The organism is Streptomyces sp. SCSIO 75703 (genome assembly GCF_036607905.1).
Classification (GTDB): Bacteria; Actinomycetota; Actinomycetes; order Streptomycetales; family Streptomycetaceae; genus Streptomyces.
Window position 1 is genome coordinate 4,041,115 of record NZ_CP144555.1, and the last position, 15,779, is coordinate 4,056,893.

At 73.2% G+C, this 15,779-nt stretch carries 15 protein-coding genes; 7 read left to right on the top strand and 8 right to left on the bottom strand.

All coding sequences use genetic code 11. The features are described from left to right. Nucleotides 1–30 precede the first annotated feature (30 nt). Nucleotides 31–1,281 (bottom strand): low temperature requirement protein A, encoded by a 1,251-nt coding sequence (locus VM636_RS17790; protein WP_338485135.1) that lies wholly within the window; start codon nt 1,279–1,281, stop codon nt 31–33. Nucleotides 1,282–1,472: 191 nt separating this feature from the next. On the opposite strand from VM636_RS17790, the gene VM636_RS17795 reads away from it, so the two are divergent. Further along, on the top strand, nt 1,473–1,649 hold the full coding sequence (locus VM636_RS17795; protein WP_078855849.1) for a hypothetical protein: 177 nt from the start codon (nt 1,473–1,475) through the stop codon (nt 1,647–1,649). 52 nt (nt 1,650–1,701) lie between these two features. On the opposite strand, the gene mscL is transcribed toward VM636_RS17795, so the two are convergent. The 6 genes from mscL to VM636_RS17825 form a co-directional block, all read right to left on the bottom strand. Beyond that, entirely contained in the window at nt 1,702–2,172 is a 471-nt protein-coding gene (gene mscL, locus VM636_RS17800) for a large conductance mechanosensitive channel protein MscL (protein ID WP_030419677.1), read from the bottom strand. 111 nt (nt 2,173–2,283) lie between these two features. Then, nucleotides 2,284–2,889: a hypothetical protein gene (locus VM636_RS17805; RefSeq protein ID WP_234312545.1), complete on the bottom strand. Its 606-nt coding sequence runs from the start codon at nt 2,887–2,889 to the stop codon at nt 2,284–2,286. 155 nt (nt 2,890–3,044) lie between these two features. Next, the gene (locus VM636_RS17810; RefSeq protein ID WP_030419675.1) at nt 3,045–3,887 is read right to left on the bottom strand and encodes an S-methyl-5'-thioadenosine phosphorylase; all 843 of its coding nucleotides are present in this window, start codon (nt 3,885–3,887) and stop codon (nt 3,045–3,047) included. Between the two features lie 149 nt (nt 3,888–4,036). Further along, a complete protein-coding gene (locus VM636_RS17815; RefSeq protein WP_338485138.1) occupies nt 4,037–4,399 on the bottom strand; it encodes an FmdB family zinc ribbon protein in 363 nt (120 codons plus the stop codon). 68 nt (nt 4,400–4,467) lie between these two features. Beyond that, nucleotides 4,468–5,694, bottom strand: a complete 1,227-nt coding sequence (locus tag VM636_RS17820) for an MFS transporter (RefSeq protein ID WP_234312546.1) — start codon at nt 5,692–5,694, stop codon at nt 4,468–4,470. A gap of 397 nt (nt 5,695–6,091) precedes the next feature. Then, on the bottom strand, nt 6,092–7,729 hold the full coding sequence (locus VM636_RS17825; protein WP_338486392.1) for a potassium/proton antiporter: 1,638 nt from the start codon (nt 7,727–7,729) through the stop codon (nt 6,092–6,094). Between the two features lie 252 nt (nt 7,730–7,981). Between VM636_RS17825 and VM636_RS17830 the strand changes: the two genes are divergently transcribed. Next, on the top strand, nt 7,982–10,813 hold the full coding sequence (locus VM636_RS17830) for a penicillin acylase family protein (protein ID WP_030419671.1): 2,832 nt from the start codon (nt 7,982–7,984) through the stop codon (nt 10,811–10,813). Between the two features lie 85 nt (nt 10,814–10,898). On the opposite strand, the gene VM636_RS17835 is transcribed toward VM636_RS17830, so the two are convergent. Next, nucleotides 10,899–11,525, bottom strand: a complete 627-nt coding sequence (locus VM636_RS17835; protein ID WP_053914697.1) for a 5-formyltetrahydrofolate cyclo-ligase — start codon at nt 11,523–11,525, stop codon at nt 10,899–10,901. 92 nt (nt 11,526–11,617) lie between these two features. On the opposite strand from VM636_RS17835, the gene galU reads away from it, so the two are divergent. The 5 genes from galU to VM636_RS17860 all read left to right on the top strand — a co-directional run bounded on the left by galU (nt 11,618) and on the right by VM636_RS17860 (nt 15,650). After that, nucleotides 11,618–12,520 carry a UTP--glucose-1-phosphate uridylyltransferase GalU gene (gene galU / locus VM636_RS17840; protein ID WP_053914719.1) on the top strand — a complete coding sequence of 301 codons (903 nt, stop codon included), beginning with the start codon at nt 11,618–11,620 and terminating at the stop codon, nt 12,518–12,520. 77 nt (nt 12,521–12,597) lie between these two features. Next, entirely contained in the window at nt 12,598–13,881 is a 1,284-nt protein-coding gene (glp, locus tag VM636_RS17845) for a gephyrin-like molybdotransferase Glp (RefSeq protein ID WP_051821263.1), read from the top strand. Nucleotides 13,882–13,966: 85 nt separating this feature from the next. Next, a complete protein-coding gene (moaC, locus tag VM636_RS17850; protein WP_030419667.1) occupies nt 13,967–14,476 on the top strand; it encodes a cyclic pyranopterin monophosphate synthase MoaC in 510 nt (169 codons plus the stop codon). Continuing rightward, entirely contained in the window at nt 14,473–14,976 is a 504-nt protein-coding gene (locus VM636_RS17855) for a MogA/MoaB family molybdenum cofactor biosynthesis protein (RefSeq protein WP_030419666.1), read from the top strand. Before moaC ends, VM636_RS17855 begins: the two co-directional genes overlap by 4 nt. Continuing rightward, nucleotides 14,973–15,650, top strand: coding sequence for a GNAT family protein (locus VM636_RS17860; RefSeq protein WP_199809363.1), 678 nt, complete (start codon nt 14,973–14,975; stop codon nt 15,648–15,650). The genes VM636_RS17855 and VM636_RS17860 overlap by 4 nt, the downstream gene beginning before the upstream one ends. Nucleotides 15,651–15,779 lie beyond the last annotated feature (129 nt).

Genomic DNA, 15,779 nt, shown 5'->3' on the forward strand with positions numbered 1-15,779 from the left:
GTCGTCCAGCGGGCCGCGTCCGCGCCGGTATCAGCCGCCCGACGCCACCGGACCCCGCCCCCGGGGGCCCCGGCGGGCGGTCAGCACCACTGCGGAGACCACCGCGACCGCCAGCACGATCCCAGCCGCGAGCACCGCCAGGTCCCCGAGGAAGGTGCAGCAGATCACCAGCAGCGCGGCCAGCGGCAGCACCACCTGCTGGGAGATGCCGGCCTTGAAGTGACGCGAGTGCAGCACCCACACCGTGAGCAGGTACAGCGCCGTCGGCAGCGTCACCGCGGCGGACGCGGCCAGGTCCGAGACGTGCCCCTTGCCGACCGCGTGGTCCACTGCCACCTCCAGCCCCGCGCCGATCGCCGCCGCCGAGGCGAACACCAGGTAGTGGCCGTACCCCCACAGGAACGCCTCCCGGCTGGACCGCAGCCGGCCGTGGACGGGCACCCCGAAGTAGATCCACCAGGCGGCGAAGACGATCAGCAGCCCGCCCACCGCGATGGGCAGCACCTCGTGCAGCGCGTCGTGCTCGTCGATGCCCGACTTCACCGCCACCGTGGCCGCGGCGATCGTCTCGCCGAGCACGATGATCGTGAACAGTCCGTACCGCTCCGCCACGTGGTGCGGGTGCCAGGAGGAGGGGTGGTGCCACTCCGCGATCAGCGGCACGCACATCTCCAGCAGCGCCATCCCCGGGAACAGCCACAGTCGCCCGCCCTCCGGCAGCAGCACCAGGCCGAGCCAGCCGACCTGGCAGACGAGCACCCCGACCGCGTATCTGCGGGCCATCACGCGCTCCGCGGGCGGGGCGCCGCGGGCCGCCCGCAGCCACTGCGCCGACATGGCGATCCGCATGATGACGTATCCCAGCCAGACCGCCAGGAAGTCGTGGTCGGCGAAGGCCCGGGAGATCCCGGCCGCCAGCACCAGCACGCCCGCGATCTGCACCAGGGTCATGACCCGGTAGAGCACGTCGTCGTTGTCGTAGGCGGAGGCGAACCAGGTGAAGTTCATCCAGGCCCACCAGATGGCGAAGAAGACCATCGCGTAGTCGAGGATGCCCTCCCCGGCACGGCCCTCGGAGACCGCGTGCACCAACTGGGCGCCCGCCTGGGCGACCGCCACGACGAAACACAGGTCGAAGAGGAGTTCCAGCGGGGAGGAGACCCGGTGCGGCTCGTGCCGGTCGCGGGCGGTGAGCCGGCGCAGCGGTCGTCGCCCCTCGGGCGGGCTTGACGGGCCCGGGGAGCCGGGCGGGGTGGCGGCGGGCGGGGGGCCGGACGTCATGACTCCCAGCACAGCAGACGGGGAGCGGACGCGCTCGCCGCCCGGGAGGTCCTGTCCGCCACGGGGAGTGGTGCGGCCTCGTCCGGCGGGGGCCGGCCCGTGCCGGACGGCGGGGGCGGGGTGTGGTCCCCCGGGCGGGGAGGCCGTGCGAGGGCGGCGGCCGGTGCGCGCGGGGGACGTACCCTGGGAGCATGAGCAGCGCACCCGCATCCGAGCCGAGTGGCCCCCGGCCCGCCCTGGTCTTCGACGACCCGCTGGACCAGCAGTCCTCGGACGACACCGACCGCGGGTGGGGCGAGCGGACCGAGGGCGGGAGCGCGGCCGATCTGAAGCGCTTCCTCGACGAGAAGCCGCCGCACCACATCTGAGCCGGCCGGACCGGTACCCGCCGTGCGGCGGGCCACCCGGCCGGCCCCGGCGTCACTCCCGGTCGTGGCCCGAGCCGCGCTGCGCGACCAGCGCGTCGCGGATCTCCTTGAGGACCTCCAGCTCCGAGACCTCGATGACCTCCTGGGTGCCCTCCTTCGCCTTCCGGCGGGCCTCCTGGCGGGCCAGGTACTTGGACATGGGCAGGACCATCAGGAAGTAGACGACGGCCGCCGTGATCAGGAACGTCAGGGTGGCGCCGAGCACCGAACCCCACAGGATCCGCACCCCGGTCGCCGTGTCGCCCGAGCCTTCGCACGGGCCCTTCAGACACGAGCTGTAGCTGTCCAGGTTCTGCGTGCCGAACGCGCCGACCAGCGGGTTGATGATGCCCTTCACCACCGAGTTGACGATGTCGCTGAAGGCGGCGCCGATGACCACCGCGACCGCCAGATCGACGACGTTTCCGCGCATCAGGAAGGCCTTGAAGCCGTCCAGGATGCTCGGTTCCTTCTTCTCGCTCACCTCGGTAGCACTCCTCGCATGAACAGATCGGCGAACAAAACGACTCGCAACCTACGTCAGCCGTGGGCCGCCTTGTCCAATCGCGCCCCTCGAAAGAGTGACTTGACAGCGTCAGCACAGAATCACCGCCAACCGTGACAAGGCCCCCGCGCCGGCCAGCCGGTGGGCGGTGTCGCGGGGCACCGTGAGCACGACCAGCGCCCCCTCCCCGGCGACCGCCCCGGGCTCCGGCTCGGGCACCCGCGCCACCCGCGCCCCGTGCGCGAGGACCGCGGTGTCCGCGCCCGCGCCCTCCGGGCCGGCCGCGACCACGTCGACCCGGTCGCCCGGCGCCAGCAGCCGCACCGTAGCCGCGTCGGCGATCCGTACCGGGGCCGTCACGAGCGCGCCGGCCGGTCTCTCCGCCATCCGCTCCGCCACCGGACGGGCCCGTGCCCGCGCCTCCCCGGCCTCCTCCGTGCCCGGCCGCGCGCCCGCCACGACGAGGGAGGCGGCGGTGACCGCGAGTCCGGCGGCCAGCAGGCGCCGCCGGTGCCGCGGGAGCCCGCGTGACCGCAGCCGTCCGCCGCGCACCCGGACCGGGGCGAAGGGCGGCACCTCACCGGTGGGCGGTGTGTCCGTGCCGAGCGGAGGGGACGGGAGAGCGGGGGCGACGACGGGGGCGCCGGCGCGGTAGGCGACCGGGACCTCCGGCGGGAGGACGGCGGAAGGGGACAAGGTGACCACCACCTGCGGTGAGATCGGCTGGTGTCCCCACGATGAGGCTCCGCGCCGCAGCCCGCCGGCGCCCGTGGACGACCGGCCGGTTGTGGACAACTCGCCCACTCGAACGGGACGTTCCGCCCGGGTCGTGGTCCCGAGTGACCCCCGCCCTACGGCAGCGTGATCCCCGGGTCCATGCCGCCGAGGGCCCGCCCGCACGCGCAGTCCCGCTCACCGTCCGCCGGCAGCGCGGCCACCGTGTCGAACAGGACGCCCCGCAGCCGGTCCACGTTCGCGGCGAAGACCCGCAGCACCTCGTCGTGCGAGACGCCGTCGCCGTTCCCCGCGCCCGCGTCGAGGTCGGTGACGAGGGTCAAGGAGGTGTAGCACAGCTCCAGTTCACGGGCGAGGGCCGCTTCCGGGTGACCGGTCATGCCGACCACCGACCAGCCCTGCGCCCGGTGCCACAGCGACTCGGCGCGGGTGGAGAAGCGCGGCCCCTCGACCACCACGAGGGTGCCTGCGTCCACCGGCTCCCAGTCCCGCCCCCGGGCCGCCTTCAGCGCGGCGCTCCGCCCCGCGGGGCAGTACGGGTCGGCGAGCGAGACGTGCACCACGCGGGGCATCGTGCCGTCGGGCAGCGGCATGCCGTCGAAGTACGTCGAGGGCCGGGACTTGGTCCGGTCGGCGAACTGGTCGGGCACCAGCAGCGTGCCCGGACCGTACTCGGGCCGCAGACCGCCCACCGCGCAGGGACCGAGCACCTGGCGGACGCCGACGGACCGCAGGGCCCACAGGTTGGCGCGGTAGTTGATGCGGTGCGGCGGCAGATGGTGACCGCGGCCGTGCCGGGGCAGGAAGGCGACGCGCCGGCCCGCGATCTCGCCGACGAACAGCGAGTCGCTCGGCGGCCCGTACGGCGTGTCGACCCGGACCTCGCTCACGTCGTCGAGGAACGAGTAGAAGCCGGAGCCGCCGATCACACCGATCCCGGCACTCACCGTGTTCGCCATGCCCGCACCCTAACCGCCGCCCCGGGCGCGCGGGAACGCCCTCCGGAACACCGCGGCCGCACGGACGACGAGGTCCGCACTGCGGGCGGCGCGGACAACGAGGTCCCCGTCGTCCGGTGACGACGGGGACCCGAGGAGAGCGTGCGCTGCTACGCGGCGGTCGTGCTCCCGCTGGAGCTGCTGGAGCTGCTGGAGCTGCTGGAGGCCGACGACCCGGAGCCGGAGGAAGTGCCGGAGGAGCCGGAGGACGAATCCGAGGAACCCGACGACGCCGAGGCGGCCGGGGACGACGCCCCGGAGGACGTCTTCGCGGCGGTGGAGCCGCCCGAGGAACTGCCGCGGCTGTCGTTGCGGTAGAAACCGGAGCCCTTGAAGACGATGCCGACCGCCGAGAACACCTTCTTCAGGCGCCCCTGGCAGCTCGGGCACTCGGTCAGGGCGTCGTCGGTGAACTTCTGCACCGCTTCGAGGCCCTCGCCGCAGGCGGTGCACTGGTACTGGTAGGTCGGCACTGTTGTTCCTCCTGGCACTCTCACTCGATGAGTGCTAACGACGGTCCATAGTGACGCATTCCCGGGGATCAGTCCACTGCGGCAGGCGCGCGGTGACCGACACCACGTGCGACGGTGCGCCCCTGCGAGGGCGCTGCCAGCCAGGACCGCAGCGTCAGCAGCACCGCCAGCGCGAGCAGCGTGCCGCCCGCCGGGACCAGGAACCCGGCACCGTCCCAGAGGCGGTCCTCCAGTTGCCCGGCGACCGTGACGGCCGTCGCCTGCCCGAGCGCCACGGCGCCGGTGAGCCAGGTGAACGCCTCGGTGCGCGCCCCGGCCGGGACCAGACCGTCGACCAGGGTGTACCCGGTGACCAGGGCGGGTGCGACGCAGACGCCGACCAGCAGTCCCAGCCCCGCCAGTACGGGCACCGACTGGGCGGCCCACAGGCCGGAGGCGGTCAGGGCCAGGGCGCCGTAGCCGACGAGGAGGCGGTGGTGCGGGGCCGCCTTCCAGGCGAGGGCGCCGCAGACCAGACCGGAGAGCATGTTGCCCGCGGCGAAGACGCCGTACAGGACGCCGTTCAGGCCGGGCCGGCCGATCGACTCGGTGAAGGCGGCGAGGGAGACCTGCATGCCGCCGAAGACGGCGCCGATGCCCAGGAAGGCGGCGATCAGCACGCGCACACCGGGCACCCGCAGGGCGGAGGCGTGCGGCACGCGCGGGGAGCCGTCCCCGGTGCGGCCGGCGGGCGGCTGGGTGCTCCGGCTGGCGGCGAACAGCAGGCCGCCCACCAGGGTCAGCCCGGCTTCGGCGACCAGGCCGGCGGCCGGGGTCACGCCGGTGCACAGGGCGGTCGCCAGCAGCGGGCCGAGGACGAAGGTCAGCTCGTCGGTGACCGATTCGAAGGCCGCCGCCGTGCTCATCAGGGGCGAGCCCTTCAGCTTCGCGGCCCAGCGGGCCCGCACCATGGGCCCGATCTGCGGCACCGACGCGCCGGTCGGGACGGCCGCCGCGAACAGTGCCCACAGGGGCGCGTGCGCGAGGGCCAGGAAGGTCAGGCCGAGCCCGGACACCGCGTGCACGAGGACGCCGGGGAGCAGGACGGCCCGCTGCCCGAGGCGGTCGGCGAGCCGTCCGACGTAGGGCGCGCAGAGGGCCATGGAGACGCCGGTGACGGCGGCGACGGCGCCCGCGACGCCGTAGGAGCCGGTGGTGTGCTGGACGAGGAGGACGATGGAGATCGTCAGCATGGCGAAGGGCTGACGGGCGGCGAAGCCCGGGAGCAGGAAGGTCCACGCTCCGCGCGTGCGCAGGAGCGGTCCGTATCCGGGACGGGCGGGCGGGGTGCCCGGGGTGCCTTCCGAGGGGGTCTTCGACGGGGTGACCGCGGCTGCCACGGTCCGTGCCTTTCCGCCGCCTGGTAGCGCCGTCCCCGTCGTGGCGGCCACCGGGGAGCGCCGAGAGCTGTCCTCTTGCGCGGACTGCGGTAGATACCGGAGCCCGGTGCGGAAGGGGGCGTTCCGGCCGCCATACGGTCGCGCCAGCTCTGCGTCAGGCAGAGTTGGTTCGATCAGGTGCCGCCTTCATCGTACAGGGGAGGGGCGGGTCGGCACCTGTGAAAGTGAGCACGCGCGCTCCGCCGACCCCCGCACCCGCAAGCGCACCCCGGTACGCGGGGGCACCCCACCTCTCACCCCACGGGTCCGCCCCTCATCCCACGGGCCCACCCGCCCGCCGTCGCGTCTTGCCCGCCCCGCCGGCCCTGCCGGGCCTGCCGCCCGGACCGCCGACCCCCCGTGCCCCGCCGGAACCACCGGCCCCGGGACCACCGTCCCCGTTCGTACCGAGCCACCCGGCGAGCTTGCCGCCGCGGCCGACCGCGCGCAGCCGCGCCTCGGCGGCGTCGCGGACCGGGTCGGTGGCGACCACGAGGAGTTCGTCCCCGCGCCGCAGGCCCGTCGTCGGCAGCGGCACGAAGGAGGTGCCGTCGCGGACCACGAGGGTGACGGCGGCCCCGGCCGGCAGCCGCAGTTCGCTGATCTCCACGCCGTGCATGCGGGAGCCCTCGGGGACCGTGACGGAGAGCAGGTGGCCGCGCAGGCGCTCCAGGGGCGCCGACTCGACGCCGAGGTCGGCGGTCTCCTCGCCTTTGCCCAGGCCGAGCAGGCGGGCGAGCCAGGGCAGCGTCGGGCCCTGGACCAGGGTGTAGACGACGACCAGCACGAAGACGATGTTGAAGATCCGGCGGCTGCCCTCGACGTGCTCCACCATCGGGATCGTCGCCAGGATGATGGGCACCGCGCCGCGCAGCCCCGCCCACGACATGAGGGCCTGCTCCTGCCACGGCACGCGGAACGGCGTCTGGCACAGCACCACGCTCAGCGGGCGGGCCACCATGGTCAGCACCAGCCCGATGATCAGGGCGGGAAGGATGTCGTCGCCCAGCTCGTGCGGTGTGACCAGCAGGCCCAGCAGCACGAACATGCCGATCTGCGCGATCCAGCCGAGGCCGTCGGCGAAGCCGCGGGTGGCGGGCCAGTGCGGCAGCCGCGCGTTGCCCATCACCATCGCGGCCAGGTAGACGGCGAGGAAGCCGCTGCCGTGGGCCATGGCGCCGGTCGCGTACGCGGCGACGGCGATCGCCATCACGGCGATGGGGTAGAGGCCGGAGGCGGGCAGCGCCACGTGCCGCAGCCCCCAGGTGCCCAGCCAGCCCACCGCGAGCCCGATGGCCGCGCCGATGGCCAGCTCCAGCGCTATCTCGCCCAGCAGCACGTACCAGTGCTCGATCGGCCCGGCCATGGAGAAGGAGACGACGAGGATGACCACGGGGGCGTCGTTGAAGCCGGACTCGGCCTCCAACGTGCCCGTCACGCGCGCGGGGAGGGGGATTCGGCGCAGCACCGAGAAGACGGCCGCGGCGTCCGTGGAGGAGACCACCGCGCCGATGATCAGTGCCTGGCGCCACTCCAGCCCGGTCAGGTAGTGGGCGCCGGCCGCGGTCACGCCGACGCTCACCGCGACGCCCACCAGGGCCAGCGCGGAGGCGGCCGGGAGTATCGGCCGGATCTCTTTCCACTTGGTGCCGAGGCCGCCCTCGGCCAGGATCACCACGAGGGCCGCGTACCCGATGACCTGGACCAGCTCGGGCCGGTCGAACCGGATGTGGCCTATGCCGTCCTGGCCCATGGCGATGCCGATGGCCAGGTAGATGAGCAGGCTGGGGAGCCCGCTGCGCGAGGAGATCCGCACCGCCGCGACGGCGACGAGCAGGACCAGCGAGCAGACGAGCAGGAGCTGGTTGAGGTCGTGGACAGTCAGCGGCCCGAATCCTTCCCTGGTGCACAGCGCCCGTATGACGACGGGCCTGAGGCACGTACATGGCACACGAAGCCGGGGGACCCCGCGAACGACTACTTCGTTACCTTACCTAACTCTTGACGTTTTCTTGACGCAAGGGCGGGCATGATCGAACGCCCGTGCGTGCCGGTACCCGACTCCGCGTCAAGGGGGCGCCCGCCCTGCGCCTAGAGTTGCCCCAGCGCTCAGTACGAAGCACAGCCCGCCCCTGCCGCTCGTGTTAGGACAGCAAGGACAGCGATGCCCCCCAACACCACCGCCTCCACGGGCCAGCAGCCCGTCAAGTCCGGCAGGAAGAAGGGGCGCAAGGCGCGCCTGCTCGTCCTGGTCCTGGTCCTGGCCCTCGTCGGCGGCCTCGCCTACGGGGCGTACTGGTCCGTCGGCACCGTGCGCGCGTCCTTCCCGCAGACCAAGGGCTCGCTCACGCTGGAGGGGCTGTCGGGGCCGGTCGACGTGCAGCGCGACGGGTACGGCGTCCCGCAGATCTACGCGTCCTCCGAGGAGGACCTGTTCATGGCGCAGGGCTACGTCCAGGCGCAGGACCGGTTCTACGAGATGGACGTGCGCCGCCACCTGACCGCCGGGCGCCTGTCGGAGATGTTCGGCAAGGGCCAGGTCAAGAACGACGCCTTCCTGCGCACCCTGGGCTGGCACCGGGTGGCGAAGAAGGAGTACGACGAGAAGCTGTCGGACGCCACGAAGAAGTACCTCCAGGCGTACGCGAAGGGCGTCAACGCCTACCTCGCCGGCAAGGACGGCGCCGACATCTCCCTGGAGTACGCGGCGCTCGGCTTCACCAACGACTACGCGCCGCAGACCTGGACGCCGGTCGACTCGCTGGCCTGGCTGAAGGCGATGGCCTGGGACCTGCGCGGCAACATGCAGGACGAGATCGACCGCGCCCTGATGACCAGCCGTCTCGGCCCGAAGCAGATCGCCGACCTGTACCCGGCGTACCCGTACGGCCGGAACAAGGCGATCGTCCAGGAGGGCGGCTACGACGAGCTGACCGGCACCTACGACGGCGGCGCGAGCGGCGCCACGGGCACCGGCACCGGCACCGGCACGGGCGTCGGTACCGGCACGGGCGTGGGTACCGGCACCGGCACGGGCGCGGGTGGCACCGGCGTGGGCACCGGCACCGGTCTGCCGGGCGACGCGGCCGGCGCCCTGGAGGGCCAACTGGCCGGACTCCAGGAGGTCCTGTCCGGCCTGCCCACCGCCGTCGGCGTGAACGGCGACGGCATCGGCTCCAACTCCTGGGTCGTCTCCGGCGACCACACCATCACCGGCAAGCCGCTGCTCGCCAACGACCCGCACCTCTCCCCGGCGCTGCCGTCCGTCTGGTACCAGATGGGCCTGCACTGCCGCGACGTCTCGGACAAGTGCCGTTACGACGTGTCGGGTTACACCTTCGCGGGCATGCCCGGCGTCATCATCGGCCACAACGGCGACATCGCCTGGGGCCTGACCAACTCCGGCGCCGACGTCACCGACCTCTACCTCGAGAAGATCACCGGCGAGGGCTACCAGTACGACGGCAAGGTGGTGCCCTTCACGACCCGCGAGGAGACCATCCAGGTCGCCGGCGGCCCCGCCAAGAAGATCGTCGTCCGTGAGACCGGCAACGGGCCGCTGCTCTCCGACCGCGACGGCGAACTGGTCAAGGTCGGCAAGAAGGCCACCGTCGACACCCTCGCCCCCGACCGCGGCGACGGCTACGGCATCTCCCTGCGCTGGACGGCGCTGGAGCCCGGCACCACCATGGACGCCGTCTTCGCCATCAACCGCGCCAAGAACTGGAACGACTTCCGCGGGGCCGCCGCGCTCTTCGACGTGCCCTCGCAGAACCTCGTCTACGCCGACACCGAGGGCCACATCGGCTACACCCTGCCCGGCAGGATCCCGGTGCGCGCCGAGGGCCACGACGGCTCCCTGCCCGTCCCCGGCTGGGACCCCAAGTACCGCTGGACCGGCACGTACCTGGACGCGGACGAGATGCCGTACGAGTACGACCCCGACCGCGGCTACATCGTCACCGCCAACCAGGCCGTCATCGGCCCCGACGACTACCCGCACACCCTCACCACGGACTGGGGCTACGGCACCCGCAGCCAGCGCATCAACTCCCTGATCGAGCAGAAGATCAAGGACGGCGGCAAGATCTCCACCGACGACATGCGCCAGATGCAGATCGACAACAGCAGCGAGATCGCCAAGCTGCTCGTGCCGCAACTGCTGAAGATCGACGTCGAGGACAAGGACGTCCGCGAGGCGCAGCGCCTGCTGGAGGGCTGGGACTACACCCAGGAGGCCGACTCGGCCGCCGCCGCCTACTTCAACGCCGTGTGGCGCAACATCCTCAAGCTGGGCTTCGGCAACAAGCTCCCCAAGGAACTGCGCGTCAAGGGCCAGTGCCTGTGGGTCGACCCGGTCAACACCACCGGCCCCGCCGACCCCACCAACAAGGTCCGCGAGTGCGGCCAGCGCGACGCCGACCAGGCCCAGCCGGACGGCGGCGACCGCTGGTTCGAGGTGGTCCGCACGCTCATGGACGACCCCAAGAGCGAGTGGTGGTCCACGCCGGCCTCCGGTACCCGCAAGGCCGCCGACAACCGCGACGACCTCTTCCAGCGGGCCATGGTCGACGCCCGCTGGGAGCTGACCGCCAAGCTCGGCAAGGACATCGACACCTGGAACTGGGGCCGGCTGCACCGCCTGTTCCTCAAGAACCAGACACTGGGCACCGAAGGCCCCGGCTTCCTGAAGTACGCGCTCAACCGCGGCCCGTGGAAGCTCAGCGGCGGCGAGGCCGCCGTCAACGCCACCGGCTGGAACGCGGCCGGCGGCTACGGGGTGGTGTGGGTGCCGTCCATGCGGATGGTCGTCAACCTCGGCGACCTCGACAAGTCCCGCTGGATCAACCTCACCGGCGCCTCCGGCCACGCCTTCAGCGCCCACTACACCGACCAGACGGACAAGTGGGCCGACGGCGAACTGCTCCCCTGGCACTTCTCGAAGGACGCGGTCGACAAGAACACCGGCGACACGCTGGTCCTCAAGCCCTCCTGACGGAAGGGCGACACACCGGCCGCCCCCTCGGGGGCGGCCACCGGGCGGTACGGGAAAGACCTCCACGCGCGTGGAGGTCTTTCTCTCATTCCCGGGACGTGCGGAACCGGCGGACCCCCGACGGCGTCACCACCGCGTCCACCGGCCGGTCGTGCGGCTCCGCCGGGACCCGGTCGACGACCTCCGCGTCGTAGAGCAGCACCAGCAGCGCCGGGCGGGCCCCGGCCCGCTCCAGCCGGGCCAGCACCCGGTCGTAGGAGCCGCCCCCGCGCCCCAGCCGCATGCCGCGCCCGTCGACCGCCACCCCCGGCAGCAGCACCGCGTCGGCGGCCGTCACCGCCTCCGGTCCCAGCCGCTCCCCGGACGGCTCGCGCAGCTCCATCCGCCCGCCGTGGCGCACCCGCGCGAGCGAGCCGGGACCCGTGTAGAGGCCCCAGTCCAGGTCGTTGTCGGCCAGCAGCACCGGCAGCAGCACCCGCACGCCCCGCGCGCGCAGTGCGTCCAGCAGCGCGAGCGTGCCCGGTTCGGTGCCCACCGAGACGTACGCCGCCACCGCACGCGCCCGGGCCAGCTCCGGCAGCGTGAGGGCGCGGGCCGCCAGCTCCCGGGCCGCGGCCTCCGCCTCGCCCGGCCCCAGGGCCTCGCGCGCGGCGAGCAACGCCCGTCGCAGCGCCCGCTTCCCGGACCCGTCCGCACCGCTCGTACCGCTCATCGCGCGCTCCCCTGCCGTTCTCGTGACCCCGCCCCGGGCCGGTGCCCCGGACCCGGGAAGGGCCCCGGAATTCACCGGATAGGGTGGCGGGCATGACTCAGTCCCACCCCAGGATCAGCAAGGCTGTCATCCCCGCAGCAGGTCTCGGCACCCGGTTCCTTCCGGCCACCAAGGCCACTCCCAAGGAGATGCTGCCGGTCGTCGACAAGCCGGCGATCCAGTATGTGGTCGAAGAGGCCGTGTCCGCGGGTCTCGGAGACGTCCTCATGGTCACGGGCCGCAACAAGCGCCCCCTGGAGGACCACTTCGACCGCAACTACGAGCTGGAGTCGGCCCTCCAGAAGAAGGGCGACGCCGGCCGTCTCGCCAAGGTCCAGGAGTCCAGCGACCTGGCGATGATCCACTACGTCCGGCAGGGCGACCCCAAGGGCCTCGGCCACGCCGTGCTCTGCGCCGCCCCGCACGTCGGCGACGAGCCCTTCGCCGTCCTGCTCGGCGACGACCTGATCGACCCGCGCGACCCCCTGCTCCAGCGCATGATCGACGTGCAGGCGCAGTACGGCGGCAGCGTCGTCGCCCTCATGGAGGTCGAGCCGGAGCAGATCCACCTCTACGGCTGCGCCGCCGTCGAGGCCACCGGCGACTCGGACGTCGTCAAGGTCTCCGGGCTCGTCGAGAAGCCCGACCCGTCCGAGGCCCCCTCCAACTACGCCATCATCGGCCGCTACGTCCTCGACCCGGGCATCTTCGGCGTACTCCGCACCACCGAGCCCGGCCGCGGCGGCGAGATCCAGCTCACCGACGCCCTCCAGCAGCTCGCGGCCGACGAGAAGGCCGCCGGCCCGGTGCACGGCGTCGTCTTCAAGGGCCGCCGCTACGACACCGGCGACCGCGGCGACTACCTGCGTGCCATCGTCCGCCTCGCATGCGAACGTGAGGACCTGGGCCCGGACTTCCGGACCTGGCTCCGCAGTTACGTAGCCGAGGAGATGTAAGGACCTTGAGCAGCGCCGAGCACCGTGCCGCCGGCCACGACCGGACGGCCCCGGACCACACCCCGGGCCCCGACGGACTGTGGACGGTGGAAGGCCACCTGGAGGACATCCTCACCACCGTCCGTCCCCTGGAGCCCATCGAGCTGAACCTGCTCGACGCCCAGGGGTGCGTCCTGGTCGACGACGTCACGGTGCCGGTCTCCCTGCCCCCCTTCGACAACAGCTCCATGGACGGCTACGCCGTCCGCGTCGCCGACGTGGCGGGCGCGAGCGAGGAGTACCCGGCCGCGCTGGAGGTCATCGGCGACGTCGCCGCCGGAGCCGCCGGGGAACTGCGGGTCGGCCCCGGCCAGGCCGCCCGCATCATGACCGGCGCCCCGCTGCCGCCCGGCGCCGAGGCCGTCGTCCCGGTCGAGTGGACCGACGGGGGCCTCGGCGGGGGCCCCGTCGACGGCATGCGCGCCCGCAGCCTGGCCCCCGAGGGCGCCGAGGGCCAGGTCCTCGTGCACCGCCCCGCCGGACCCGGCGCCCACGTGCGCTCGGCGGGCGACGACGTCCGGGCCGGCGACCTCGCCCTGGAGGCCGGCACGGTGCTCGGCCCGCCGCAGATCTCCCTGCTCGCCGCGATCGGCCGCGGCCGGGTCCGGGTGCACCCGCGCCCGCGCGTGGTGGTGCTCTCCACCGGCAGCGAACTCGTCCAGCCCGACGAGGAACTGGCCTACGGCCAGATCTACGACTCCAACAGCTTCGCCCTCACCGCGGCGGCCCGCGACGCCGGCGCCATCGCCTACCGGGTCGGCGCCGTCGCCGACGACGCCGACACCCTGCGCTCCACCATCGAGGACCAACTGGTCCGCGCCGACCTGCTGGTCACCACCGGCGGCGTCAGCGTCGGCGCGTACGACGTGGTCAAGGAGGCCCTCGCTCACGTCGGGGACGAGGACGAGCCCGGCGGCGGCGTGGACTTCCGCAAGCTCGCCATGCAGCCCGGCAAGCCCCAGGGCTTCGGCTCCGTCGGCCCCGACCACACCCCGCTGCTGGCCCTGCCCGGCAACCCGGTCTCCTCGTACGTCTCCTTCGAACTCTTCGTCCGCCCCGCCATCCGCACCCTGATGGGCCTGGCGGACGTGCACCGGCCGCGGACCACGGCGACGCTGGCCGCGGAGAAGGCGCTGACCTCGCCCCGGGGCCGCCGCCAGTTCCTCCGCGCGACCTGCGCCGACGGCACGGCCACCCCGGTCGGCGGCGCCGGCTCCCACCTGGTGGCCGCCCTCGCGCGGGCCGACGCGCTGATCGTCGTCCCCGAGGACGTCGAGACCGTCGAGCCCGGCGCCGAGGTCGAGGTGGTCCTGCTCCGCTGAGCACCCCCGGTTGGCGGTACCGTGTCGCGCACAGCAGGCCCGCGCGCACCGCACCGCCGGGCCCGGACCGGGAGCGCCACAGAGCATGAGCACGCACGACCCCCAGGCGCCGGACACGCGCCCACAGGACCGACTGACGCACATCGACGACACCGGCGCCGCCCGCATGGTCGACGTCTCCGGCAAGGACGTGACCGCGCGCACCGCCCGCGCCACCGGACGCGTCCTCGTCGCGCCCCGCGTCGTCGAACTGCTGCGCGGCGAGGGCGTCCCCAAGGGCGACGCCCTCGCCACCGCCCGCATCGCGGGCATCATGGGCGCCAAGCGCACCCCGGACCTGATCCCGCTCTGCCACCCGCTGGCGCTCTCCGGTGTGACACTGGACCTGTCGGTCGCGGACGACGCCGTGGAGATCACCGCCACGGTGCGCACCACGGACCGCACGGGCGTCGAGATGGAGGCGCTCACCGCGGTCTCCGTCGCCGCGCTCACCGTGGTCGACATGGTCAAGGCGGTCGACAAGGGGGCGGTCATCACGGAGGTGCGGGTGGAGGAGAAGACCGGCGGGGCCTCGGGCGTCTGGAGCCGGTCATGAGCTACCGCGCCCTGGTGGTCACCGCCTCCAACCGGGCGGCGGCCGGGATCTACGAGGACCGCGGCGGCCCGCTGATCGCCGGGCGCCTGGCCGGGCTCGGCTTCGCCGTCGACGGCCCCCGGGTCGTCCCGGACGGCGAGCCGGTGCGCGAGGCACTGCGCGAGGGCGCCGCGGCCGGCTACGACGTGATCGTCACCACCGGCGGCACCGGCCTGTCCCCGACCGACCGCACCCCGGAGGCGACCCGGGCGGTGATCGACCACGAGGTGCCGGGCATCGCCGAGGCCATCCGCGCCCACGGCCGGGAGAAGGTGCCGGCGGCCGTGCTCTCCCGGGGACTGGCCGGGGTGGCGGGGCGCACGCTCATCGTCAACCTGCCGGGTTCCACCGGCGGGGTGAAGGACGGCCTCGCCGTGCTGGAGCCGGTGCTGACGCACGCGGTGGACCAGTTGCGCGGCGGTGACCACCCGGGCCCGGGAAGCGCCGGGGGTGCGAGCTGAACGGCCCCTCCTGGCCCGCGGAGCTGAGGGACGGCGACGTCGTCCTGAGGCCGATAAGGCTGCGCGACCAGCGGGCCTGGCGCGAGGTCAACCGGCGTAACCGGGACTGGCTGCGGCCCTGGGAGGCGACCATCCCGCCGCCCGGCCCGGCCGGCCCCGTCGTCCACCGGCCGACCTACCGGCAGATGGTGCGCCACCTGCGCGCGGAGGCGAACGCGGGCCGCATGCTGCCCTTCGTCATCGAGTACCGGGGCCGGCTGGCCGGGCAGCTCACGGTGGCCGGGATCACCTGGGGCTCGATGTGCTCCGGTCACATCGGGTACTGGGTGGACGAGGCGGTCGCCGGGCGCGGGGTGATGCCGACCGCCGTGGCGCTCGTGGTCGACCACTGTTTCCGCACCGTCGGACTCCACCGCGTCGAGGTCTGCATTCGCCCGGAGAACCGGCCCAGCCGCCGGGTCGTGGAGAAGCTCGGATTCCGCGAGGAGGGGCTGCGTCCGCGTTATCTCCACATCGACGGAGCCTGGCGCGACCACCTCGTGTACGCCCTCACCGTCGAGGAGGTCCCCGAGGGTCTGGTGCGCCGACGGCACCGGTCCGAGGGCCGGGACGGTGCCCCCCACCTGCCGAACTCTCCGGGAAATGCCGCACACCCAGGCCCCGGAATGGAATAAGTGTTCGAAATTGGCCGTATGCCGATCATCCCGAAGTGGGAAATTCACGGCATTGTCGGTCGGCTGATCGCATCGGTCACAAAAAAAGTTCGAAATATCAGCCAGATCGTGCGACACACCGGCTCAATT

Bases quoted from the DNA above. Each gene is read 5' to 3' on its own strand.
- VM636_RS17830 (WP_030419671.1), top strand. From the start codon at position 7,982: ATGCCCCCCAACACCACCGCCTCCACGGGCCAGCAGCCCGTCAAGTCC.
- VM636_RS17855 (WP_030419666.1), top strand. From the start codon at position 14,473: ATGAGCTACCGCGCCCTGGTGGTCACCGCCTCCAACCGGGCGGCGGCC.
- VM636_RS17790 (WP_338485135.1), bottom strand. From the start codon at position 1,281: ATGACGTCCGGCCCCCCGCCCGCCGCCACCCCGCCCGGCTCCCCGGGC.
- VM636_RS17795 (WP_078855849.1), top strand. From the start codon at position 1,473: ATGAGCAGCGCACCCGCATCCGAGCCGAGTGGCCCCCGGCCCGCCCTG.
- galU (WP_053914719.1), top strand. From the start codon at position 11,618: ATGACTCAGTCCCACCCCAGGATCAGCAAGGCTGTCATCCCCGCAGCA.
- VM636_RS17835 (WP_053914697.1), bottom strand. From the start codon at position 11,525: ATGAGCGGTACGAGCGGTGCGGACGGGTCCGGGAAGCGGGCGCTGCGA.
- moaC (WP_030419667.1), top strand. From the start codon at position 13,967: ATGAGCACGCACGACCCCCAGGCGCCGGACACGCGCCCACAGGACCGA.
- VM636_RS17810 (WP_030419675.1), bottom strand. From the start codon at position 3,887: ATGGCGAACACGGTGAGTGCCGGGATCGGTGTGATCGGCGGCTCCGGC.